The sequence below is a fragment of the Streptomyces sp. NPDC057543 genome (assembly GCF_042801895.1).
Taxonomy (GTDB): Bacteria; Actinomycetota; Actinomycetes; order Streptomycetales; family Streptomycetaceae; genus Streptomyces.
This window is the reverse complement of record NZ_JBHVFF010000063.1, coordinates 1-21,779: the sequence shown is the minus strand read 5'-3', so window position 1 is coordinate 21,779 and position 21,779 is coordinate 1. Positions and strand designations below refer to the sequence as shown.

The window sequence follows — 21,779 nt, the reverse complement described above, 5'->3', positions numbered from 1 at the left end:
GCACGACCGCACCCCGGACAGCACCACATAGCTCCACCCCCGGCACACCCGCCCCGTGATCCACATGCGACGCCAGGGCACCGGCGTGAGGATCGGGGTACGGGCGGTGGCCCGGCTGCGCCCCGACCCCTTGTACGGGGCCGGTATCCCTTCCCCGGGCGCTCCGGTCCGCTACCCGGCCCACATCGCCAGGGGGGCCTGGAGGTAGGTATGCCGCGGCCCCTGTGGACCGGAGCGATCAGCTTCGGCCTGGTCACGATCCCCGTCAAGATCATCAGTGCGACCGAGGACCATGCGATCCGGTTCCATCAGGTCCACCTGAAGGACATGGGCAGGGTCCGCACCCGCAAGGTGTGCGAGCTCGACGACGAGGTCGTGCCGCAGGAGGAGATCGGCAAGGGCTACGAGCTCACCAAGGATCAGATGGTCCCGATCTCTGATGAAGAGCTGGACGAGATGCCGCTGCCGACGGCCAAGGCGATCGAGATCGCCGCGTTCATCTCGGCCGACAGTATCGACCCGATCCGGATCAGCGACTCGTACTACCTCGCGGTCGACGGACAGGTCGCCGCCAAGCCCTACACCCTGCTCCGCAAGGCGCTGGAGCGCTCCGACAAGGTCGCCGTCGCGAAGTTTGCCTGGCATGGCCGCGAGCGTCTCGGACTCCTTCGCGTGCGTGAGGGCGCGATCGTGCTGCACAGCTTGCGGTGGCCGGACGAGATCCGTAGCCCCCGATCCCTCACACCCAAGGCCATCGATCTGGACGACGACGAGATCGAGCGGGCTGTCCAGCTCACCGACACGATGGCCATGGACGACGCCAGCGGGTTCCGGGACCAGTACCGCGACGCCCTGGAAGAGCTGATCGAGGCGAAGTCGGGGGGCAAGAAGATCCCGGAGCCGGTCGAGGGCGAGGAGCGGGAGTCCGGGAAGGTCGTGGACCTGATGGCCGCCCTGAACGCCTCGGTCGAGGCGGCCAGGGAAGCGCGCGGCGAGCACGGCGAGGACGCGACCGTGCACGAGATGCGGCCCGGCAAAAAGACAACGGCGAAGAAGATGACCGCCCCGGACAAGAAGACCGCGGCGAAGAAGGCGGCGGCCGCGAAGAAGAGCGCGGCCAGAAAACCGGCTGCGAAGAAACGCAGCGCGTCCTGACCGGACAAGGGCGCGCCATCATGGTCACGCTGCCGCGGATTGCGCCCATGCTCGCCACCCCGGGCAGCCTGCCGCCCGAGGCCGTAGAAGACCGGTGGGCGTTCGAGGTGAAGTACGACGGTCAGCGGGCCATGGTCTACCTGCCGGGCGACGGGACGGTCAGCTTGCGGGCCCGGTCCGGCGCGGACATCACCGCCGCCTACCCGGAACTCACAGGACTGGGCTCCGCGCTCGACAGTCCCGCGATTCTCGATGGTGAGATCGTCGCTCTCGACAGCGAGGGCCGCAGCGATTTCGAGCGGCTGCAGTCTCGGATGGGACTGGCCGGATCCCCGACGAAGGCCGCCCGTATGGCCCAGGTCGTGCCCGCCCACCTGATCCTGTTCGACGCCGTCCACCTGAACCACAGCCTGGTCCGGCTGCCCTACACCCAGCGCCGCGCCCTCCTGGAGGACCTGGACCTGGACGGGGCCCATTGGTCGACGCCGGCAGCGGTCGTCGGGCACGGGGCTCAGGCCCTGGAGATGACGCGGACGGCGGGACTGGAGGGCGTGCTCGCCAAGCGGCTCACCTCCGTGTACGAACCGGGTGTCCGCTCCCGCGCATGGATCAAGATCCGGCACGTCCGTACCGCCGACGTGATCGTCGGCGGGTGGGTGCCCGGCCGCGGCCGGCTCGCCGGTCTGCCCGGCGCGCTCCTGGTGGGAGAGTGGCATGAGGGCGCTCTGCGGTATGTGGGCAGCGTCGGCACCGGGTGGAGCGACACGGAGCGCACCACGCTCGCAGGTCTGCTCCAGGTTGCCGCGATCGATGAGTGCCCCTTCGACGAGGCACCCGCGGTGGCCGGAGCACGGTGGGTACTGCCCCGCCTGGTCGGCGAAGTCCGGTACGTGACCCGGACCCGAGCAGGCCGACTGCGCCACCCCTCCTGGCACCGCCTGCGCCCCGACCTCGCCCCGGACGGCACCACATGACCGCTCGAGCCCACTCCGGCAGCAGCCCCGCCTCCGGAGTACAGATATCGCACGTCACGATGTACGTCTCAGGCGTCACCGCAAGCCGCGCCTCGGTGCGATTGAGCCAATGCCCGTCATTGGCCCGACACGCGGCGCAGCCACTCGAGAAGACCGTGAGGATGACTGTGCGGCCCCCCGAGACGGAGTAGCCGCAGGTGCTGGAGCCTGCGGTGGCAGGGACAGTGGAGGGTAGACCCAGGGTCCGCGCATCGGGGTTCACCCGCGTGTCGGGCGTGGGCTGCCCCGGCCAGCCGAAAGGTGCATCCCATGTCTGCGGAGCGCGCAAACCTCGACCAGCACCCCCTCACTGCCCTGGTCACCGGGGCCACGTCCGGCATCGGCCGGGCGGTTGCCAAGCGGCTGGCCGCCGAGGGAATGTCCGTCGTCGTGGCCGGCCGCAACGCCCAGCGCGGCGCCGAGACCGTCGACGAGATCACCACAGTCGGCGGCCACGCCCGATTCGTCGCGGCGGACCTGGAGGACCCGGTCGGCATCGACCGGCTCGCCGCGGAGGTCGGCGAGATCGACGTCCTGGTCAACAACGCCGGGCATGCCGTCTGGGCACCGACCGAGGAGATGAAGGTCTCCGACTACGACGCGATGTTCGCCGGCAATGTTCGCGCGGCGTTCTTCCTCGTGGCCGCGTTCGTTCCGGCGATGGCGGCGAAGGGATCGGGCAGCGTGATCAACATCGGCAGCGTGGCCGGCAGCCTCGGCTTGGCCAACGCCGCCGCGTACGGCGCGACCAAGGCCGCGCTCGCATCCCTGACGCAGAGCTGGACGGCCGAGTACAGCGGTCGTGGCGTCCGCTTCAACACCGTTGCCCCCGGCCCGGTCTATACCCGGGGCGCGGGCCGCGAGCTGTTCGACGCGATCGCCGAAACCACAGCGATGAAGCGCGCGGCCGAGCCTGCCGAGATCGCCGAGGTCGTCGCATTCCTCGCCTCGTCGAAAGCCAGCTACGTCACCGGCGCGACCGTCGCCGTCGATGGCGGCCGCACCGCCATCTGAACCCCGGCTCGCACACGGGGTGACCACACTGACAGGCTCGACGGAAGCCTTCCAGGGCGGTCCGCCCCGGTTGCCGTGTTCAGGTGAGCCGGCGGCGCCCGCGGCGTCCGCCTGACGGAGTGGCCCTTCGTCACCATGGTGAGCCTGCGCGTCGACCCCGCGTCGGCGGCGGCCCGCCGGTTCGCTGCGGCCCTCGGGCTGCTGCTGCCGGAGCACTGTGGCGAGACCGCGCAGACGGGGTGCGCACACGGCGCTGTGGCTCGGCCCCGACGAGTGGCTGATCCTGTCCCGCACCGACGACGCGGCGCTGGTGGACGACGTGCGCGACGCCCTCGCCGGCGAGCCCGGCTCGGTCGTCGACGTACCGGGGACACCGGCCGGGACATGGACGTACCGGGGACACCGGCCGGGACATGAAGGACAAGTACAAGGAGACCGCGCGCGGCGGACTCGCAGTCAACGTGATCGAGTGCTGAGGCGACAGATGAATTCCTCGACTCCCTTGTATCCAGCGGCCGTTCCCGAGACCGAGCGCGAACACGCGACGCGGAGTCGGCGGCCCTGGTCAGGGTGGTGCGGTGACATTGCGAGGGACGGGTGGTCGTCCATGGTCGGCGTACCGCGGTGCTCTTCGGGAGTCGGTCATGAACGATGCCGGAAGGTCCATGTCCTGGTGACCACCCAGACCCCGGGGCCCGGGACGTCAGGGTTCGGGCCAGACCAGCAGGACGGGGCACGGGGCATGGTCGACGACGAAGCGCGTCGCGGGGCCCAGGCTGTGGGGGCCCGGGCGGCGGCGGTCACCATCGCGTGCGCAGACGAGCAGGCCGGCACCCTCGGCGGCGCGGACGACCTCCCTTTCGGGGCGACCGCGGGCTCGCAGGCGTGTCGCGGGCCGGTCCAGGCGGCCGGCGGCCGCCTCCAGGAGTTCGGCGGCGGCGCTCGCGGACAGGGCCGCCACCCGGTCGCCGGGATCGCGCTCGGGATGGCCGCGGCCGAGCAGGCCGACGAACGCACCGTGGGCCGCTTCGGCGACGTCGTCGCCGGTGACGTACAGCAGGGTGATCTCGTCGCCGGCCCCGGTGTGGGCGCGGGCGGCGTCCACGGCGGCCCGCCAGGTGCCTTCATTGATCCAGACGAGCACGATCACATCAGCCTCCGACAGCCGGCAGCACCGTCCACCGTGGCACAGCTGGGGCGGACGCGGCAGCAGGCGCGGCCTGCAGGCCGGTTCCCCTGTCTGCGACGGGCGGCCGGTCCAGGGGCCGCACGGCCGTGCCCGGCGGAGGGCGGGTCACGTTCGCCGTACCTCTCCGTTCGCTACACCACGGACACGGTGAAGAGACCGCCGTCCGGGTCGCGAATGACGTACGCGGTCTTGGAGGAACCGGCGTGCGAGAAGGCGATCGGTGAGAACTCGCCCCCGGCGGCGGCCGCGGCCGCCGCGGTCCGCTCGATGTCCGGGACGTGGAAGTCCACGATCCAGCGGGGGCGGATCTTCGGATCCGGTGCGGACTCGATGCCCCCGCCGCGCAGCGTGACGACCGTACGTCCGGCGACCTGGACGAAGACATGGTCCTGCGCGTAGTCGACCACGCAGCCGCCGGGCGGTCTGGCCCAGCCGAGGACCGCTGCGTAGAAAGCGGCAGCCTCGAAGGCGTCGCGCGTCTGCAGATCGAGCCGGGCGGGAGCGCTGCCGTACCCGACCGACCAGGCCAGGGCGGGGCCCTCCCAGAAACCGAAGACGGCCCCGTCGCGGTCGGTGGCGAGCGCCGCTCGCCCCTCGCCCAGGTCCAGCGGCCCGTTCGCGAGGGTCGCGCCACGCTCCTTGACCCGGTTCGCGGTCTCATCGGCGTGCTTCACGGCGAAGTACGGTGTCCAGACGGTGGGCGGGCCGATGCAGGGGCAGTGCGACCCGATCCCGGCAACGGGCTTGCCGTGTGCCGTGGCCACCGAGAAATCGCTGCCGAGGTCGCTGGCACGGAAGTCCCAGTCCATGACCGATGCGTAGAAGGACTGCGCGGCAGGCAGATCGGGAGCCATCAGGTTCACCCAGCACGGTGCGCCGGTCACCGGCGTGATCCGTTCGAAGGCCGACATTCGATACTCCTTCAGGTCGACGCTCGCCCGCGCGGCGGGCGCGCGGCGTTTCCGGCAACCGGTGGAGCCTTCGAACGGCCAGGGCGTACCGGTCACCGCCGGCCTCTCAGCCGGACACGGGGCAGCCGAAGAGGACGTCGTATCCGGGGGGAAGCTGCAACAGGACGCGGTGCAGGAGGTCCTCGTCGCAGGCGTCGGCCACCACGCTGAGAACGGCGCTGGTGTCCCACGCGGCGGTCCGCTCGGTGGCGCCCTCGACCCACGCGGCGGTGGCACGGACGAACCGTTCGGGGGTGAGTGGTTCGGCGGCCTGCAGCGGGTTGAGCAGGATCAGCGCGAACGTTTCGGGGAGCCGTGCGGCCAGCTCGCTCCGCTCCTCGCCGACCAGGTGTGCCCCGAGCAGCGCCAGGACCACCCGAGCGGCCCGTTCCGCTTCCTGGGGCGTGGGATAGGCGCCGCGTTCCTGGACCGTTTCGAGGAACGCCTGCCATCGCATGTGCGTCAACACAGCCCCCTTCCCGCGGACCGCGGGCGGAGGCCGGGGCGGGAAAGGGCGTGTACCCCGCCCTCCGCGGTCCACCGATTCAACGCGTCGGGCGGTGATCCGCTGGTCGGAGCCGGCGCTCCATACCCGTCGCGATCTCCCGGACGAGCCGATCGAGTTCGCGGAAGGGGTCGGTGGGCATCCGCATCACGAATCACCTCTGGGGCAAATCCGGACATTTTCGTCACGCGTCTCACCTCGGTTGTAACATGTCATCCAAAGGATGACAAGTGTGATGTCATGCGAACGATGACACGCATACGTCCGGGAAGGCTGGTCCGTGACCGAAGTCGACGCGCATGCCTCAGCCGAGATCCCCGGCACCGCGGGTGTTCCGGCCTCGCTCCTCGCTGCCGCCACCGCGCTCGGCACCATCGATGCCGTCCTGCGGCAGGCCTGCGCACCCGACGGCCCGGAACCCGCAGGCGCCGTGCCCGAGCGCGCGGACGCGCTTGACGCCCTCCTTCTGCTCCGGGACGTACGCCGGCGGCTCGCGCCATGGGAGCCGTCCCTCATCGAGATCGCCCGCGAGGCCGGAGCCAGCTGGGCCGAGATCGCCCAGCCGCTCGGTGTCACCAGTCGTCAGGCCGCCGAACGCCGCTACCTGCGGCTGCGTAGGGGCCCGCTGGGCACCACCGGCGAACAACGGGTACAGGCCACTCGTGACCGCCGCGCCGCCAATCGCACGGTCGCCGCCTGGGCGCGGGACAACGCGGCGGACCTCCGTCGGCTCGCCGGGCGGATCACCTCCCTCACCGACCTTCCCGAGCGGGCCGCCGCAGCCGTCGACGAGCTGAACGACGCCCTCGGCGGCGACGACCCCGCCCGTCTCATCGGGCCGCTCGGCGAGGCGCGCCTCCACCTGGAGGACCATCGCGACCTCGCCGACCGCGTCGACCGTCTCGTCCAGCAGGTCGACAACCTGCGCAGGCACACCGCCAGCCAGCGGCGCGGAGTGACCATGCCCCCGGAACGGCAGAATCCGGGGACCGCGCGAGGGTGAGTCCACGGGTCCGGCGTGCGCGACCCCGCGGCAGTCACGGGTCCGGCGTACGCGGCCACGCGGCAGTCACGGGTCCGGCGTACGCGGCCCCGCGGCAGCCACGCGCCCGGCCGGTCCGTCGCAGGAATGGGCGAGCGGTACTTCTGCGCTACGCCGTGCCCCGGGACGCCTCGTCGAAGCGTTTCAGCACCAGCCGCGCCACATCCGGGTGCGCGCCGAGCGGCGCGGAGGTGAGGCAGCCGCCGGCTCGCCCCGCGCGACGGGCGAAGTGGCCCGGGGCCATCAGGAAGCGGGCCACCGCCACCCGGTGGTGGCCTGCCGCGCGCAGGGCGTCCACCGTGTCGGCCGGAGTCGGCGTACTCGCGCAGAGGTAGGCGGGGACGACCGGCTGCCCGAGCCGTTGCCGGAGCAGGCCGGCCATCAGCGCGGTGTCCGCGCCGGCCGCCGGGTCGGTGGACCCGGCCGCCGTGAGCACGACGGCATCCGCCCCGGACCGTGTCCGGAACCACCCCGCTTCGGCGAGCTTGTCGCCGAGAGCGGCGGCGAGCAGCGGGTCCGGGCCGAGCGCCGGGGCCACCCGGATGTCCAGGTGCGGGGCGGTGGCCCGTACGGCGGGGAGGTCGACGCGGGTGTGATAGCCGGTGTTCAACAGCAGCGGAACCAGTACCACTGCGCCGGACAGATCGGCCAGCACCCGGGCCGGGGCGGGAGGGGCGAGGTCGAGGAAGGCGAGGTGGGCCGTCAGGCCGGGCCGCTGGGCGCGGATCTCGTCGAGCAGCGCGTGGTAGGTGGCGATGCCCGCCCGGTCGCGGGTGCCGTGCGCGACGGCCAGGAGGGTGGGGGCGGCTGCTCGCGTCACAGCGCCGCCGCCAGGCTGTAGCCGCGCTTGGGCACCGTACGCACCAGGCGGGCATGCCCGCCGAGCGCCCCGCGCAATCGGGCGACGGCCGCCTCCACGGCGTGTTCGTCCGCCTGGCCGGTGCCCCACACCCGGCGCAGCAGTTCGGCCCGGCTGAGCACCCGCCCCGGCTGCTCGGCCAGCGCGCGCAACACCGCCGCGAGCAGTGGGGGCAGCTGCACGGCCGGCCCGCCGTCGATCAGCACGGCGTTTCCCTGTAGAACCAGCACGCCGGCGCCGGAGCGGACTTCACGCCTGCCGCGGGCGGGCAGGGCGGCCTCGATGGTCCGCACCATGGCCCCGAGCCGGCCCCGTTCGGGGCAGAGCACGGCAATGCCCGCCTCCTCCAGCGGCCGGGCGCAGATCGGACCGATGCCCACCGGCAGTACATCCTTCCGAAGCCCGTCCAACGCCGCCTCACGGAGCCCGAGTTCGTCCGCCGCAGCCAGGAAGGCGGTGATCGCGGGCGCGCTGGTGAAGGTGAGCGCGTGCAGTTCGCGACGGGCCGTCTGCTCGACCAGTCGGCGCAACGCCGACGGATCGTCGGGCGGGCCCCAGCGGTAGACCGGAATCGGGATCACCTCGGCCCCGCGCTCGCCCAGCGCGGCGGTGAACGCGTCCAGCGGCACCCCGTGCTCCTGCACGGCGATCCGTCTGCCGGGCAGATCGCGGGCGAGCAGCCAGCTCAGCAGCTCGTCGGTGGCCTCGGTGACCGGGGAGAACGTCTCGCTCAGACCTCCGGCGCGCACCGCACCGGTCGCCTTCGGTCCGCGAGTGAGCACCACGGCCTCCCGGCACACCTCGGCCAGCCGCGGACCGTACCCCCAGCCGTCCGCCGCGCTCAGCCAGCCGCGCCAGCCGACCCCGGTCGTCGCCACCACGTAGTCGAGCGGACCGGTCAGGCAGCGCGCGGTTGCGCGGCGCAGCGCCGCGTCGTCCTCCAGCGGAAGGATCCGCAGGGCAGGCGCCTCCACGACCTTGGCACCGCGTCGGCGCAGCAACGCGACGAGCTCCTCCCGGCGGCGCGCGGCGGTGACTCCGACGGTGAAGCCGACCAGAGGGCCCGAGGGCTGCGTGCTGTCCATGTCGTGCAGGCTCGGCCAGTGCTGTTTCGTCCCGGTTGCGCGCCCATCACACCGAGGTAAGCGGCAGCCGCCCCGACGTTACGTGAGGTTTCCGCCGTGTCACCTTGGGCCCGCTCGACGGTGAAGCAGCCGTACCCCGGGTGCAACACGAGCGACCCGGCCGCGTAACGGCGCTGACCGACGCTCGGTGGCATGACGACGACCGAGACCCACTGCCCGTACTGCTCACTGCAGTGCGGCATGCGCCTGCGGGCGCCGCACGGCGGCGGCGAGGCGCATGTGCTGGCGCGCCCCGACTTCCCGGTCAACCGCGGTGCGCTCTGCGGCAAGGGCCAGTCGGCCGCCGCGCTGCTCGGCGCGGGCGCCCGGTTGACCGCGCCCCTGGTCCGCGACCAGCGGGGCGGCCGGCTGCGCGAGGCGTCCTGGACCGAGGCGCTCGACCGGGTGGCGGCCGGTCTGGCGGCGGCCGGGCGGCGCCACGGACGGGAGTCCGTCGCGGTCTTCGGCGGGGGAGGACTGACCAACGAGAAGGCGTATCTGCTCGGCAAGTTCGCCAGGGTGGTGCTGCGCACCCCGAACATCGACTACAACGGCCGGTTCTGCATGTCCTCGGCCGCCGCCGCGCACAGGATCGCGTTCGGCCTCGACCGCGGGCTGCCCTTCCCGATGGCGGACATCGCGACGGCCGACTGCGTGATCCTGGTCGGCGGCAACCCGGCCGAGACCATGCCGCCCGCGCTGCGCTACTTCCGCGAACTCCGTTCCAACGGCGGTACGTTGATCGTGGTGGACCCGCGGCGCACCCGTACCGCGGAGCAGGCCGACCTCCATCTGCAGCCGGTACCCGGTACCGACCTGGCACTCGCGCTCGGCCTGCTGCACCTGGCGATCGCCGACGGCCGGGTGGACCAGGAGTTCGTCGCCGGGCGCACCACCGGCTTCGAGGCGGCCCGCACCGCGGCGATGGCGCACTGGCCGGAGCGGGTGGAGGCGCTGACCGGCGTCCCGGCGCACCAACTGCGCGAGGCCCTGCGGCTCTTCGCGGACGCCGGCACCGGCATCGTGCTCACCGCACGTGGCCCGGAGCAGCAGAGCAAGGGGACCGACACCGTCGGAGCCTGGATCAACCTCTGCCTGGCGCTGGGCAAGGCCGGCCGGCCGGGCTCCGGCTACGGCTGCCTGACCGGCCAGGGCAACGGGCAGGGCGGGCGCGAACACGGCCAGAAGGCCGACCAGCTGCCCGGCTACCGCTCGATCGAGGACCCGGCCGCCCGCGCGCACATCGCCGGCGTCTGGGACGTCGAGGCCGACGACCTGCCCGGCCCCGGCCGCTCGGCCTACGAACTGCTGGACACGCTGGGGACCGAGGGCGGGGCGCGGGCGCTGCTGCTGATGGGCTCCAACCCGGTGGTCTCCGCGCCGAACGCGGGCCACATCACCGGACGGCTGCGTGCCCTGGACTTCCTGGCGGTCAGCGACCTGGTGCTCTCCGAGACCGCGCACCTCGCCGACGTGGTACTGCCCGCCGCGCAGTGGGCGGAGGAGACCGGCACGCTGACCAACCTGGAGGGCCGCGTGATCCTGCGCCAGGCCGCGCTCGCCCCGCCGGAAGGCGTCCGCACCGATCTGCACGTGCTGCGCGAACTGGCCGCGCGGCTCGGCGTGGACAAGGGCTTCCCGGACCACGCCGAAGAGGTGTTCGAGGAGCTCCGTCGTGCCTCGGCCGGTGGCCCGGCCGACTACGCGGGGATCAGCTACCGGCGGATCCGGGCCGAGGACGGAGTCTTCTGGCCCTGTCCCGCGGAGCAGCACCCCGGTACGCCCCGGCTCTTCCTGGAACGCTTCGCCACCCCGGACGGCCGGGCCCGCTTCGCCCCCGTCACCCACCGTCCGGCCGCCGAGGAGCCGGACCACGAGTACCCGCTCTACCTGACGACCGGGCGGGTGGTCGCGCAGTACCAGAGCGGCGCCCAGACCCGCCGGGTGCCCGAGCTGAACCGGGCCGCGCCCGGCCCGTTCGTCGAGCTGCACCCCCAGCTGGCCGCGCGGCTCGGGGCGGCCGAGGGGGACGCACTCGCGGTCACCAGCCGACGCGGCCGAGCTGTGGCCCCGGCCCGGGTCACCGACACGATCCGGCCCGACACCGTCTTCATGCCCTTCCACTGGGCCGGTGCCGGACGGGCCAACACGCTCACCAATCCGGCCCTCGACCCGACTTCCGGGATGCCCGAGTTCAAGGTGTGCGCGGTACGTGTGGAGCGGGTCCGGTGAGCCGGCGGATCGCGGTGGTCGGCGCGGGTATGGCGGGCGCCAGGTTCGCGCAGCAGTACCGGGCACTGGGCGGGGACGGGGACGTGCTGCTGTACGGGGCCGAGCCGCGCGCCCCGTACAACCGGGTACTGCTGGCCGACGTGCTGACCGGGCGCTACGACCCGGAGGCCGTGACACTGCCCTACGGCGCCGGGGCAGCCCTGCGCACCGGCTGCGAAGTGGTCGCTCTGGACCCGGCGGCGCGCGAACTGCGGCTGGCCGGCGGGGAGTCCGCCCCCTACGACGAGGTGGTCCTGGCCACCGGCGCCAACCCCGTGCTGCCGCCGCTGCGCGGATTGCACGGGCCGGACGGGCTGACGGCCGGTGTGCACGCGTTCCGCACACTGGCCGACTGCGCACGGCTCGCCGAGGACGCCGTCGCAGCCGAGCGCGCCGTGGTGATCGGCGGCGGGGTGCTCGGGGTGAGCACCGCCCGGGCGCTGGCCGCCCTCGGCCTGCCGGTCGAAATCGTCCATCAGGCACCGCATCTGATTGAGCGTCACCTCGACGAGCAGGCCGGTCGGGCGCTGCGCGTCGCCCTCGCCGCGCTCGGCGTGGAGACCTACCCGGGCAACCGGGCGCGCGCCCTGCGCGGGGAAGAACGTGTGACCGGGGTCGAACTGGCCAGTGGCTACGTGCTGGAGGCCGACCTGGTCGTGCTCGCCTGCGGGGTCCGCCCGCGTACCGGGCTGGCCGGTGCGGCCGGGCTCGCGGTGCGCTCGGGAGTCGTGGTGGACGACCGGCTCGCGGCCTCCGCCCCCGGCGTGCACGCGATCGGCGACTGCGCCGAGCACCGGGGGACCGTCCACGGACTGGCCGGCCCCGCCTGGGACCAGGCCGATCTGCTGGCGGCCCGGCTGGCCGGCACCGACCAGGACGCCCGGTACTCCGGCTCCCGCCCACTGGCCCGGCTCAGCGCGGGGCCCCTCGAATACGCGGCCTTCGGCGAGGTGGGCGAGAACGTTCCCGGCACCGATGTGCTGCGCCTGGTCGACCCGACCCGCGGCTCGTACAAGAAGCTCGTGCTGCGCGGCGAACGGCTCGTCGGCGGCATCCTGCTCGGCGACCTGGCCGCGGTCGGCACCCTGACCCGGGCCTATGAGCGCGACGATCCGCTGCCGCCGGAGCCCCTTGACCTCCTGACGACCACCCCATGACCGTACGTACCGCCAACCGAGGAGACTGCCCGTGATCGAGAAGTCCCTGGTCCTGATCGGCCACGGCATGGTCGGACAGCGCTTCCTGGAAGCCCTGTTCGAGCAGCAGGCCGCAGATGAACCGCACTCCTGGCGGGTCACCGTGCTCGCCGAGGAGCCCCGCCCCGCCTACGACCGGGTCCACCTGACCAGCTGGTTCTCCGGCACATCGGCCGACGAACTGACCCTGTGCCCGCCCGGGTTCATCGAACAGCACGGCATCGACCTCCGTCTCGGTGACCCGGCCACCGCGATCGACCGTCGGGCCCGCACCGTCACCACCCGAAGCGGCGCCGAACTGCGCTACGACGCCCTGGTGCTGGCCACCGGCTCCTACCCGTTCGTGCCACCGGTGCCCGGCCACGACGCCGCGGGCTGCCACGTCTACCGGACCATCGAGGACCTGGAGGCGATCACCGTGAGTGCCGGGCACGCCACGGTCGGCGCGGTGGTCGGCGGCGGGCTGCTCGGCCTGGAAGCGGCCGGCGCGCTGCGCGCCATGGGCCTCGAAACCCATGTCGTCGAGTTCGCGGCCCGGCTGATGGCCCTCCAGATCGATGACGGCGGCGGCGTTGTGCTCCGGCGCAAGATCGAGGACCTCGGCGTCCACGTACACACCGGTGCGGGCACCGAACGCATCGGCACCGACGAGCAGGGCCGGGCCCGGACCATGACGCTCTCCGACGGCACCGACCTGCCCGTCGACCTGGTCGTCTTCTCGGCAGGAGTCCGCCCGCGCGACCAGCTCGCCCGCGACTGCGGCCTGCCGGTCGGCCGGCGCGGCGGCATCACGGTCGACGCGCACTGCCGCACCGCGGACCCGCACATCTGGGCCATCGGAGAGTGCGCCCTCGCCGTCGACGGCCGGGTTTACGGCCTGGTCGCCCCCGGCTACGCCATGGCTGACACGGTGGCCCGCGAACTCACCGGCACCGTCGCAGAGTTCACCGGCGCCGACACCTCCACCAAGCTCAAGCTGCTGGGCGTGGACGTGGCCAGCTTCGGCGACGCACTGGGCACCACCGAAGGCGCCCTGGAAGTGCTGTACGCCAACAGCCGGGCCGGAATCTACAAGAAGCTCGTGGTCGGCCCCGACGGCCGGCTGCTCGGCGGCGTACTGGTCGGCGACGCCGAGTCGTACGCCACGCTGCGCCCGCTCGCGGTCCGCGCGTCCCCGCTTCCCTGCCCGGCCGAACAGCTGCTGCTGCCCGAGGCGGACAGCCGGCGCGGCCCCGTGACGCTGCCGGACGAAGCAGTGGTCTGCTCCTGCCACAACGTCAGCAGGACAACGATCCGCGCGGCGGTCTCCGAGCAGGGCATGCGCACCGTTCCCGAGGTCAAGAAGTGCACCAAGGCCGGTACCGGATGCGGCAGTTGCGTCAAGCTGTTGGGCTCCATCGTGACCGAGGAGCTCGAAGCGGGCGGGATCGAAGTGACCCGAGGACTGTGCGAGCACTTCACCCACACCCGCGCCGAGCTGTACGAGATCGTCCGGGTCAAGGGCATCACCGGCTTCTCCCGGCTGATCGACGAGCACGGCAGCGGCGAGGGCTGCGACATCTGCAAACCGGCCGTGGCCTCGATCCTTGCCGCCCTCGGCAATGGCCACGTGCTGGACGGCGAACAGGCCGCCCTGCAGGACACCAACGACCACTTCCTGGCCAACCTCCAGCGCAATGGCTCCTACTCGGTGGTGCCCCGGATCCCTGGCGGCGAGATCACCGCCGGAGGGCTGATCACCATCGGTGAGATCGCCCGCGACTACGGTCTCTACACCAAGATCACCGGCGGCCAGCGCATCGACCTGTTCGGCGCAACCGTCGACCAACTGCCGGGCATCTGGCGCCGCCTGGTGGACGCCGGCTTCGAATCCGGCCACGCCTACGGCAAGGCGCTGCGCACGGTCAAGTCGTGTGTCGGGCAGACCTGGTGCCGCTACGGGGTGCAGGACTCGGTCGCCCTGGCGATCGAACTGGAGCTCCGCTACCGGGGCCTGCGGGCACCGCACAAACTCAAGTCCGCCGTCTCCGGCTGCGCCCGGGAGTGCGCGGAGGCGCAGAGCAAGGACTTCGGGGTGATCGCCACTTCGGAGGGCTGGAACCTCTACGTCGGCGGCAACGGCGGAATGACACCGCGCCACGCCGACCTGCTGGCCGTCGACCTGGACCACGACACCCTGATCCGCACCATCGACCGGTTCCTGATGTTCTACATCCGTACCGCCGACCGCCTGGAGCGCACCGCCCCCTGGCTGGAACGTCTGGAAGGCGGCCTCGACCATCTGCGCGAGGTCGTCATGGACGACTCGCTGGGCATCTGCGCGGAGCTGGACGAACTGATGGCCCGCCATGTCGAGATCTACGAGGACGAGTGGGCGGCGACCCTGGCCGACCCGGAACGGGTACGCCGCTTCGTCTCCTTCGCCAACGCCCCGGGAATCCCGGACCCCACCGTGCGCTTCGTCCACGAGCGCGAGCAGGTCCGCCCGGCCCGTCCCGAAGAGGACGGGTTCACCCTCGCGCCGGCGCTGATCGCCGGCCCCGCCCTGGAGGTACGCACACGATGACCACGATCCTGCCGAACGAGAACGGCGAGCACACGGTGGAGATCGACGACGGCCGGGGATGGACACCGGTCTGCCGGTACCAGGACCTGGTCCCGGGGCGTGGGATCGCGGTGCTGGTGGGCTCGCGGGGCGACCAGGTCGCGGTCTTCCGGGAGCGCGGCGGCGCCGTGCACGCGCTGGCCAACCGCGATCCGTTCAGCGGCGTCCATGTCATCTCCAGGGGCCTGCTCGGCAGCCGGGCCGGAGTGCCGGTGGTGATCTCGCCGATGCACAAGCAGGCCTTCGACCTGCGCACCGGACGCTGCCTGGACGAGGACCGCCCTTCCGACGGCTCGCCCGCCGCCCTCAGGGTCTGGCCGGTGCGGGTGGTCGCGGCCGTCCCCGCGGAGGTGTGCTGATGAGCAGCGTCACCGCACCCGTCACCGACACCGGTACCGGCCCCCGGCGGATCGCGGACTGGGACCCGGAGGACACCGCCTTCTGGACCCGGTCCGGCGCCCGGATCGCCCGGCGCAACCTGGTCTACTCGGTGCTCAGCGAGCACATCGGCTTCTCCGTCTGGAGCCTGTGGTCGGTACTGGTGCTCTTTCTCGGCCCGGAGTACCACATCGACGCGGCCGGGAAATTCACCCTCACCGCCGTACCCACCGCACTCGGCTCCGTGCTGCGGATCCCGTACACCTTCGCGGTGGCGCGCTTCGGCGGACGCAACTGGACCGTCTTCAGCGCACTATTGCTGCTCGTACCGACCGTGCTGGCCGGGATCGTCCTGGAGCCCGGCGTCTCCTACGGCACGCTGCTCGCGGTGGCCGCCGTGGCCGGGGTCGGCGGCGGCAACTTCGCGTCCTCGATGGCCAACATCAACGCCTTCTACCCGCAGCGGCTCAAGGGCTGGGCACTGGGCGTGAACGCCGGGGGCGGCAACCTGGGGGTGCCGGCGGTGCAGCTGCTGGGCCTGCTGGTCCTGGCCACCGCGGGCGCCGGCCACCCACGGCTGCTCGTGCTGGTCTATCTGCCGCTGATCGTGCTGGGGGCGCTCGGCGCGGCACTGCGGATGGACAACCTCACCACGGTGCGCAACGACCGCGGGGCGATGCGGGAAGTGCTGGGGGACCGGCACAGCTGGGTGATGTCGGCGCTCTACATCGGCACCTTCGGCTCGTTCATCGGCTTCGGCTTCGCCTTCGGGCAGGTTCTCCAGGTGCAGTTCCACGAGCAGTTCGACACCCCGGTGAAGGCGGCCTCGCTCACCTTCCTCGGGCCGCTGCTCGGCTCGCTCTGCCGCCCGCTGGGCGGCCTGCTGGCGGACCGCTTCGGCGGCGCCCGGGTGACGTTCTGGACCTTCGCGGCGATGGCGCTCGGTGCCGGCGCGGTGCTGGAGGCGTCCCGGCAGCATTCGCTGCCGCTCTTCCTCGGCGGGTTCATCGCGCTCTTCGTGCTCAGCGGGGCCGGCAACGGTTCGACGTACAAGATGATCCCGGCGATCTTCCGGGCCAGGGCGCGGGCCGAGGTCGTGGACGGCGTTCCGCCGGCCGAGGCCGAGCGGCGTTCGCGGCGGCGGACCACGGCACTGATCGGGGTGGCAGGGGCGATCGGCGCCTTCGGCGGAGTCCTGGTCAACCTGGCCTTCCGGCAGTCCTTCCTGAACGCGCACCAAGGGCAGGACGCCTACCTGGCCTTCCTCGGGTACTACGGCCTGTGCCTGGCGGTGACCTGGGCCTGCTACCTGCGACGTGCCGCGCATCACCTGTCGGGGGTGTGAGAGCGCCGGCCGTCCATCGCGACGTGCGATGCCGGAAAGACCGCCGTCCGATGCCGGAAATGCCGTCGTCCCGGCCCTGCCGGGATGAGTATCGGGCCGCTTCGTCCTAGGGTGCGAGCCATGGCAGAGAGTGCAGCTCACCGGGGTGCTGCGGGGTGGGGTGATCACTCTGCCGCCTCCCCCGGAACCCCCGACCCGCGCCGATGGCAGGCGCTCACGGTCTGTCTGATCGCAGGGTTCATGACCCTGCTGGACGTATCCATCGTCAACGTCGCACTGCCGTCGATCAGGGAAGGGCTCCATACTCCGGAGTCCGACCTGCAATGGGTCCTCTCCGGCTACGCACTCGCCTTCGGTCTGTTCCTGATCCCCGCCGGACGGCTCGGAGACGCGCGGGGACGCCGCGTGGTGTTCATGGCCGGGCTGTCCCTGTTCACTTTGGCGTCGGCGGCCTGCGGAGCGTCCCAGTCCAGTCTCTGGCTGGTCGTCGCCCGGCTGGTCCAGGGCCTCGCCGGAGCCATGATCTCGCCCCAGATCTCCGCGTTGATCCAGCAGATGTTCTCCGGCCAGGAGCGCGGCCGGGCCTTCGGCATGTTCGGCACGGTGGTCGGCATCTCCACCGCTGTGGGACCGCTGTCGGGCGGGCTGCTGATCCAGGCGGCCGGGGCCGAGGAGGGCTGGCGCTGGGTGTTCTACGTCAATCTGCCGCTCGGGGTCGTCTGCCTCCTCCTCGCCCGGCGGCTGCTCCCGGACACCCCCGCGGCCGGCCGGGTGCGACTGCGTGATCTGGACCCCCTCGGTGTCCTGCTGCTCGGCGCGGGCGTACTGACGCTGCTGCTGCCGTTCGTCCAGGCGCAGCAGTGGCCGGGCGACCGGAAATGGCTACTGATCCCGGTGGCCGCGGCACTGCTCGCCGCCTTCATCGGCTGGGAGTCCCGGTGTGGCAGGCGCGGCACACAACCCGTCGTCGACCTGTCGCTCTTCCGGGTCCGCTCCTACTGGCTCGGCTGTCTGCTGATCCTGTTGTACTTCTGCGGATTCACGGCGATCTTCTTCATCACCACGCTCTACCTGCAGAACGGACTGCACTACTCCGCCCTGCAGGCCGGGATCGCGATGACGCCCTTCGCGCTGGGCTCGGCCGTCGCAGCGGGCCCCGGCGGCCGATGGGTCGGCCGCCTGGGACGCCCCCTCGTCGTGGCCGGGCTGATCACGGTGGTCGTGGGACTGGTGGGCACCGCGTTCGCCGTGCACCTGGTGCCGGGGCGGGGCGTGGGATGGGCGATGGCGGCACCGCTGCTGCTGGCGGGTCTGGGCAGTGGCCTGGTCATCTCCCCGAACCAGGCGCTGACCCTCTCCGAAGTGCCGGTGGCCACGGCCGGGAGCGCCGGCGGCACCCTCCAGACCGGCCAGCGCGTCGGTTCGGCGATCGGTATCGCGGCGGTCGGCTCGGTGTTCTTCGCCCAGCTCGGCGCAGGGTGGGCCACCGCGTACGACCACGGACTGATCATCGCGGTCGCCTTCATCATGGCCGCGCTGATCATAGGGCTGGCAGACGTGTTCGGGGACCGCCGGGGCAGGAGCCGTGCACCACGATCCGTCCGCATTCCATCCGCAGGGAGAACGTCATGAGGGACAGCGAGCTGAGGGAAGCCACCGGGACGGGAACAACGGGCACAGACACCCCCGGCACAGAGAACGACATCGAGCCCGACGGCAACGCGACGTACGGGCACAAGGCCTTCAAACGCTCCAGGAGCCACTTCGCCGACCGGATCACCGCCGACGGCCGCGACGGCTGGCCCGTCGAGGCCGGCCGCTACCGGCTGGTCGTCAGCCGCGCCTGTCCGTGGGCGAGCCGCGCACTCGTGTCCCGGCGGCTCCTCGGGCTGGAGGGAGCGCTCTCGCTGGCCGTCGCGGATCCGATCCAGGACGACCGCAGCTGGCGCTTCACCCTGGACGAGGGCGGCCGGGACCCGGTGCTCGGCATCAGATACCTCAGCGAGGCGTACGACGCGCGGGAACGGGGTTACCCCGGCGGCGTCAGCGTGCCCGCGATCGTCGACGTACCCAGCGGCAGACTCGTCACCAACGACTTCCAGCAGATCACGCTGGACTTCGCGACCGAGTGGACCGCGCTGCACCGGCCGGGCGCCCCCGATCTGTATCCAGAAGCCCTGCGTGACGAGATCGACGAGGTCATGGAGGGCATCTACCGCGATGTGAACAACGGCGTGTACCGCGCGGGCTTCGCGGCGGAGCAGTCCGACTACGAAGCCGCGTACGGGGATGTGTTCCGCCGCCTGGACCTGGTGTCCGGGCGTCTCGCGGACCGGCGCTACCTCGTCGGCGAAACCCTCACCGAGGCGGACATCAGGCTGTTCACCACGCTGGTGCGCTTCGACGCGGTCTACCACGGACACTTCAAGTGCAACCGCTCGAAACTGGCCGAGGACCGGGTCCTGTGGGCGTACGCCAGGGACCTGTACCAGACCCCCGGATTCGGTGACACGGTCGACTTCCACCACATCAAGCAGCACTACTACCGGGTCCACACCGGCATCAACCCCACCGGCATCGTGCCCGTCGGCCCCGAGCTGTCCGGCTGGCTGACCCCGCACCACCGGGAAGAGCTGGGCGGACGCCCGTTCGGTGACGGCACCCCGCCCGGGCCGGTGCCGTCCGGCGAGGAGGTCCCGCCGTCGGGGCGTCCCTGAACCGGGCACCCGCGGCGGCTCCCGCCGAAGCAGGGGCAGGGCCCTGTCGAGTCGGCAGCGATCACGAGATATCTTGATGTCAAGCAATGTTGCAGACGTGGAGCGGAGCACAGGGTGACTGACTCGACCATCATCTATACACACACCGACGAGGCCCCGGCCCTGGCGACGTATTCGTTCTTGCCCGTCGTCCAGGCCTACGCCTCCACGGCCGGGGTCAATGTCGAGAGCCGTGACATCTCGCTGGCCGGGCGCATCATCGCCGGCTTCCCCGAGCGTCTCCAGGAGAGCCAGCGCATCGACGACGCGCTCGCCGAGCTCGGTGCGCTGGCCAAGACGCCCGAGGCCAACATCATCAAGCTGCCGAACATCTCGGCCTCGATCCCGCAGCTGAAGGCTGCCATCGCCGAGCTCCAGGCGCAGGGCTACGCGCTTCCGGACTACCCGGACGACCCGCAGACCGATGAGGACAAGGACGTCCGCGCGCGCTACGACAAGGTCAAGGGCAGCGCGGTGAACCCCGTGCTGCGCGAGGGCAACTCCGACCGCCGCGCCCCCGCCTCGGTCAAGAACTACGCCAAGACGCACCCGCACCGCATGGGCGCCTGGTCGGCAGACTCGAAGACGAACGTCGCCACCATGGGCGTCGACGACTTCCGCTCCACCGAGAAGTCCACGGTCATCGCCGAGGCCGGTTCGCTGCGCATCGAGCTCGCCGGTGACGACGGCAGCACCACCGTGCTGCGCGAGTCGGTGCCGGTGCTCGCGGGTGAGATCGTCGACGCGGCGGTCATGCGTGTCGCGGCCCTGCGCGAGTTCTTCACGGCGCAGGTCGCCCGCGCCAAGGCCGAGGGCGTGCTGTTCTCCGTCCACCTCAAGGCCACCATGATGAAGGTCTCCGACCCGATCATCTTCGGCCACGTGGTCCGCGCCTTCTTCCCGAACACCTTTGCCAAGTACGGCCAGGTGCTCGCCGCGGCCGGTCTCTCCCCGAACGACGGTCTCGGCGGCATCCTCAAGGGCCTGGACTCGGTGCCGCACGTGGGCGCCGAGATCAAGGCGTCCTTCGAGGCCGAGCTCGCCGAAGGCCCAGCGCTGGCCATGGTCGACTCCGACAAGGGCATCACCAACCTGCACGTACCGAGCGATGTCATCGTCGACGCCTCCATGCCGGCCATGATCCGCACCTCCGGTCACATGTGGGGCCCGGACGGCAAGGAGGCCGACACCCTCGCGGTGCTCCCCGACAGCAGCTACGCGGGTGTCTACCAGGTCGTCATCGACGACTGCCGCGCCAACGGCGCCTTCGACCCGTCGACCATGGGCTCCGTGCCGAACGTCGGCCTGATGGCGCAGAAGGCCGAGGAGTACGGCAGCCACGACAAGACCTTCGAGATCCCCACCACCGGTACGGTGCGGGTCGTCGACGGCAGCGGCAACGTCGTGCTGGAGCAGGTCGTGGGCGCGGGCGACATCTTCCGCATGTGCCAGGCCAAGGACCTGCCGATCCAGGACTGGGTCAAGCTCGCCGTGACCCGCGCCCGCGCCACGGGCGCCCCGGCCGTGTTCTGGCTCGACGAGGACCGTGCCCACGACGCGCAGCTGATCGCCAAGGTCAAGACGTACCTCGCCGACCACGACACCGACGGCCTGCAGATCGAGATCATGTCGCCGGTGCAGGCGACCGCGTTCTCACTGGAGCGCATCCGCCGCGGCGAGGACACGATCTCGGTCACCGGCAACGTGCTGCGTGACTACCTGACCGACCTGTTCCCGATCCTCGAACTGGGCACGAGCGCGAAGATGCTCTCCGTCGTCCCGCTCATGAACGGCGGCGGCCTGTTCGAGACCGGCGCAGGCGGTTCCGCACCCAAGCACGTCCAGCAGCTCGTCAAGGAGAACTACCTGCGCTGGGACAGCCTGGGCGAGTTCTTCGCGCTCGCTGCCAGCTTCGAGCACCTGGCGAAGACCACGGGCAACGCGCGTGCCCAGGTCCTCGCCGACACGCTCGACCGCGCGACCGGCACCTTCCTCAACGAGGACAAGTCGCCGAGCCGCAAGCTGGGCGGCATCGACAACCGCGGCAGCCACTTCTACCTGTCCCTCTACTGGGCCCGGGAGCTGGCGGCGCAGACCGACGACGCGCAGCTGGCGCAGGCCTTCGCCGACCTGGCGAAGACGCTGGGTGAGCAGGAGCAGACCATCGTCGAAGAGCTGATCGCGGTGCAGGGCTCGCCGGCCGACATCGGCGGCTACTACCAGCCCGACCCGGCCAAGGCCTCGGCCGTCATGCGTCCGTCGGCGACGTTCACCCAGGCCATCGCCGGCCTGCGCTGACGAGACCGGTACGGGCGGGGGGCGTCCCGGCGCCCCTCACCCCTCGCCCCTTCCGCCCCGGCCGGCATCACGCCCGGCC

Annotated in this window: 17 protein-coding genes; 12 read left to right on the top strand and 5 right to left on the bottom strand. The window is 71.8% G+C overall.

Annotated features, from left to right (window positions below):
- Positions 1–210 precede the first annotated feature (210 nt).
- The 3 genes from ACFU8Q_RS13765 (at position 211) to ACFU8Q_RS13755 (ending at position 3,182) form a co-directional block, all read left to right on the top strand.
- Entirely contained in the window at positions 211–1,155 is a 945-nt protein-coding gene (locus tag ACFU8Q_RS13765; RefSeq protein ID WP_384452304.1) for a Ku protein, read from the top strand.
- Between the two features lie 20 nt (positions 1,156–1,175).
- Positions 1,176–2,129 carry an ATP-dependent DNA ligase gene (locus tag ACFU8Q_RS13760; RefSeq protein WP_384452301.1) on the top strand — a complete coding sequence of 318 codons (954 nt, stop codon included), beginning with the start codon at positions 1,176–1,178 and terminating at the stop codon, positions 2,127–2,129.
- A 309-nt stretch (positions 2,130–2,438) separates the two neighbouring features.
- Positions 2,439–3,182, top strand: a complete 744-nt coding sequence (locus ACFU8Q_RS13755; RefSeq protein WP_384452298.1) for an SDR family NAD(P)-dependent oxidoreductase — start codon at positions 2,439–2,441, stop codon at positions 3,180–3,182.
- Positions 3,183–3,885: 703 nt separating this feature from the next.
- Here ACFU8Q_RS13755 and ACFU8Q_RS13750 read toward each other — a convergent pair.
- The 3 genes from ACFU8Q_RS13750 to ACFU8Q_RS13740 all read right to left on the bottom strand — a co-directional run bounded on the left by ACFU8Q_RS13750 (position 3,886) and on the right by ACFU8Q_RS13740 (position 5,778).
- Positions 3,886–4,332: a universal stress protein gene (locus tag ACFU8Q_RS13750; protein ID WP_384452294.1), complete on the bottom strand. Its 447-nt coding sequence runs from the start codon at positions 4,330–4,332 to the stop codon at positions 3,886–3,888.
- Positions 4,333–4,502: 170 nt separating this feature from the next.
- Positions 4,503–5,282 (bottom strand): VOC family protein, encoded by a 780-nt coding sequence (locus ACFU8Q_RS13745; protein WP_384452291.1) that lies wholly within the window; start codon positions 5,280–5,282, stop codon positions 4,503–4,505.
- A 106-nt stretch (positions 5,283–5,388) separates the two neighbouring features.
- Entirely contained in the window at positions 5,389–5,778 is a 390-nt protein-coding gene (locus tag ACFU8Q_RS13740; RefSeq protein WP_384452335.1) for a DUF2267 domain-containing protein, read from the bottom strand.
- A gap of 328 nt (positions 5,779–6,106) precedes the next feature.
- Here ACFU8Q_RS13740 and ACFU8Q_RS13735 point away from each other — a divergent pair, with 328 nt between their 5' ends.
- Positions 6,107–6,829 (top strand): type III effector protein, encoded by a 723-nt coding sequence (locus tag ACFU8Q_RS13735; RefSeq protein ID WP_384452289.1) that lies wholly within the window; start codon positions 6,107–6,109, stop codon positions 6,827–6,829.
- Positions 6,830–6,977: 148 nt separating this feature from the next.
- On the opposite strand, the gene ACFU8Q_RS13730 is transcribed toward ACFU8Q_RS13735, so the two are convergent.
- Together ACFU8Q_RS13730 and ACFU8Q_RS13725 are read right to left on the bottom strand one after the other, a co-directional pair.
- Entirely contained in the window at positions 6,978–7,688 is a 711-nt protein-coding gene (locus ACFU8Q_RS13730; RefSeq protein ID WP_384452285.1) for a sirohydrochlorin chelatase, read from the bottom strand.
- Complete coding sequence (locus ACFU8Q_RS13725) at positions 7,685–8,812, bottom strand: uroporphyrinogen-III synthase (RefSeq protein ID WP_384452282.1); 1,128 nt, start codon at positions 8,810–8,812, stop codon at positions 7,685–7,687. Before ACFU8Q_RS13725 ends, ACFU8Q_RS13730 begins: the two co-directional genes overlap by 4 nt.
- A 192-nt stretch (positions 8,813–9,004) precedes the next feature.
- Between ACFU8Q_RS13725 and ACFU8Q_RS13720 the strand changes: the two genes are divergently transcribed.
- From ACFU8Q_RS13720 to ACFU8Q_RS13685, 8 genes are all read left to right on the top strand, one after another.
- Entirely contained in the window at positions 9,005–11,083 is a 2,079-nt protein-coding gene (locus ACFU8Q_RS13720) for a molybdopterin oxidoreductase family protein (protein ID WP_384452279.1), read from the top strand.
- Positions 11,084–11,112: 29 nt separating this feature from the next.
- Positions 11,113–12,279, top strand: coding sequence for an NAD(P)/FAD-dependent oxidoreductase (locus ACFU8Q_RS13715; protein WP_384452333.1), 1,167 nt, complete (start codon positions 11,113–11,115; stop codon positions 12,277–12,279).
- Between the two features lie 31 nt (positions 12,280–12,310).
- A complete protein-coding gene (gene nirB, locus ACFU8Q_RS13710; RefSeq protein WP_384452276.1) occupies positions 12,311–14,884 on the top strand; it encodes a nitrite reductase large subunit NirB in 2,574 nt (857 codons plus the stop codon).
- A complete protein-coding gene (locus ACFU8Q_RS13705) occupies positions 14,881–15,282 on the top strand; it encodes a nitrite reductase (NAD(P)H) small subunit family protein (RefSeq protein WP_384452273.1) in 402 nt (133 codons plus the stop codon). Before nirB ends, ACFU8Q_RS13705 begins: the two co-directional genes overlap by 4 nt.
- Positions 15,282–16,646, top strand: coding sequence for a nitrate/nitrite transporter (locus ACFU8Q_RS13700; RefSeq protein ID WP_384452271.1), 1,365 nt, complete (start codon positions 15,282–15,284; stop codon positions 16,644–16,646). The genes ACFU8Q_RS13705 and ACFU8Q_RS13700 overlap by 1 nt, the downstream gene beginning before the upstream one ends.
- A gap of 120 nt (positions 16,647–16,766) precedes the next feature.
- Positions 16,767–18,278: an MFS transporter gene (locus ACFU8Q_RS13695; protein WP_384452268.1), complete on the top strand. Its 1,512-nt coding sequence runs from the start codon at positions 16,767–16,769 to the stop codon at positions 18,276–18,278.
- A complete protein-coding gene (locus ACFU8Q_RS13690) occupies positions 18,275–19,363 on the top strand; it encodes a glutathione S-transferase family protein (RefSeq protein WP_384452265.1) in 1,089 nt (362 codons plus the stop codon). Before ACFU8Q_RS13695 ends, ACFU8Q_RS13690 begins: the two co-directional genes overlap by 4 nt.
- A 114-nt stretch (positions 19,364–19,477) precedes the next feature.
- Positions 19,478–21,700 (top strand): NADP-dependent isocitrate dehydrogenase, encoded by a 2,223-nt coding sequence (locus ACFU8Q_RS13685; protein ID WP_384452262.1) that lies wholly within the window; start codon positions 19,478–19,480, stop codon positions 21,698–21,700.
- Positions 21,701–21,779 lie beyond the last annotated feature (79 nt).

Coding starts and splice junctions, on each gene's coding strand:
- ACFU8Q_RS13765 (WP_384452304.1), top strand. CDS start 211: ATGCCGCGGCCCCTGTGGACCGGAGCGATCAGCTTCGGCCTGGTCACG.
- ACFU8Q_RS13760 (WP_384452301.1), top strand. CDS start 1,176: ATGGTCACGCTGCCGCGGATTGCGCCCATGCTCGCCACCCCGGGCAGC.
- ACFU8Q_RS13755 (WP_384452298.1), top strand. CDS start 2,439: ATGTCTGCGGAGCGCGCAAACCTCGACCAGCACCCCCTCACTGCCCTG.
- ACFU8Q_RS13745 (WP_384452291.1), bottom strand. CDS start 5,282: ATGTCGGCCTTCGAACGGATCACGCCGGTGACCGGCGCACCGTGCTGG.
- ACFU8Q_RS13740 (WP_384452335.1), bottom strand. CDS start 5,778: ATGCGATGGCAGGCGTTCCTCGAAACGGTCCAGGAACGCGGCGCCTAT.
- ACFU8Q_RS13725 (WP_384452282.1), bottom strand. CDS start 8,812: ATGGACAGCACGCAGCCCTCGGGCCCTCTGGTCGGCTTCACCGTCGGA.
- ACFU8Q_RS13720 (WP_384452279.1), top strand. CDS start 9,005: ATGACGACGACCGAGACCCACTGCCCGTACTGCTCACTGCAGTGCGGC.
- ACFU8Q_RS13715 (WP_384452333.1), top strand. CDS start 11,113: ATGGCGGGCGCCAGGTTCGCGCAGCAGTACCGGGCACTGGGCGGGGAC.
- ACFU8Q_RS13705 (WP_384452273.1), top strand. CDS start 14,881: ATGACCACGATCCTGCCGAACGAGAACGGCGAGCACACGGTGGAGATC.
- ACFU8Q_RS13700 (WP_384452271.1), top strand. CDS start 15,282: ATGAGCAGCGTCACCGCACCCGTCACCGACACCGGTACCGGCCCCCGG.
- ACFU8Q_RS13695 (WP_384452268.1), top strand. CDS start 16,767: ATGGCAGAGAGTGCAGCTCACCGGGGTGCTGCGGGGTGGGGTGATCAC.
- ACFU8Q_RS13690 (WP_384452265.1), top strand. CDS start 18,275: ATGAGGGACAGCGAGCTGAGGGAAGCCACCGGGACGGGAACAACGGGC.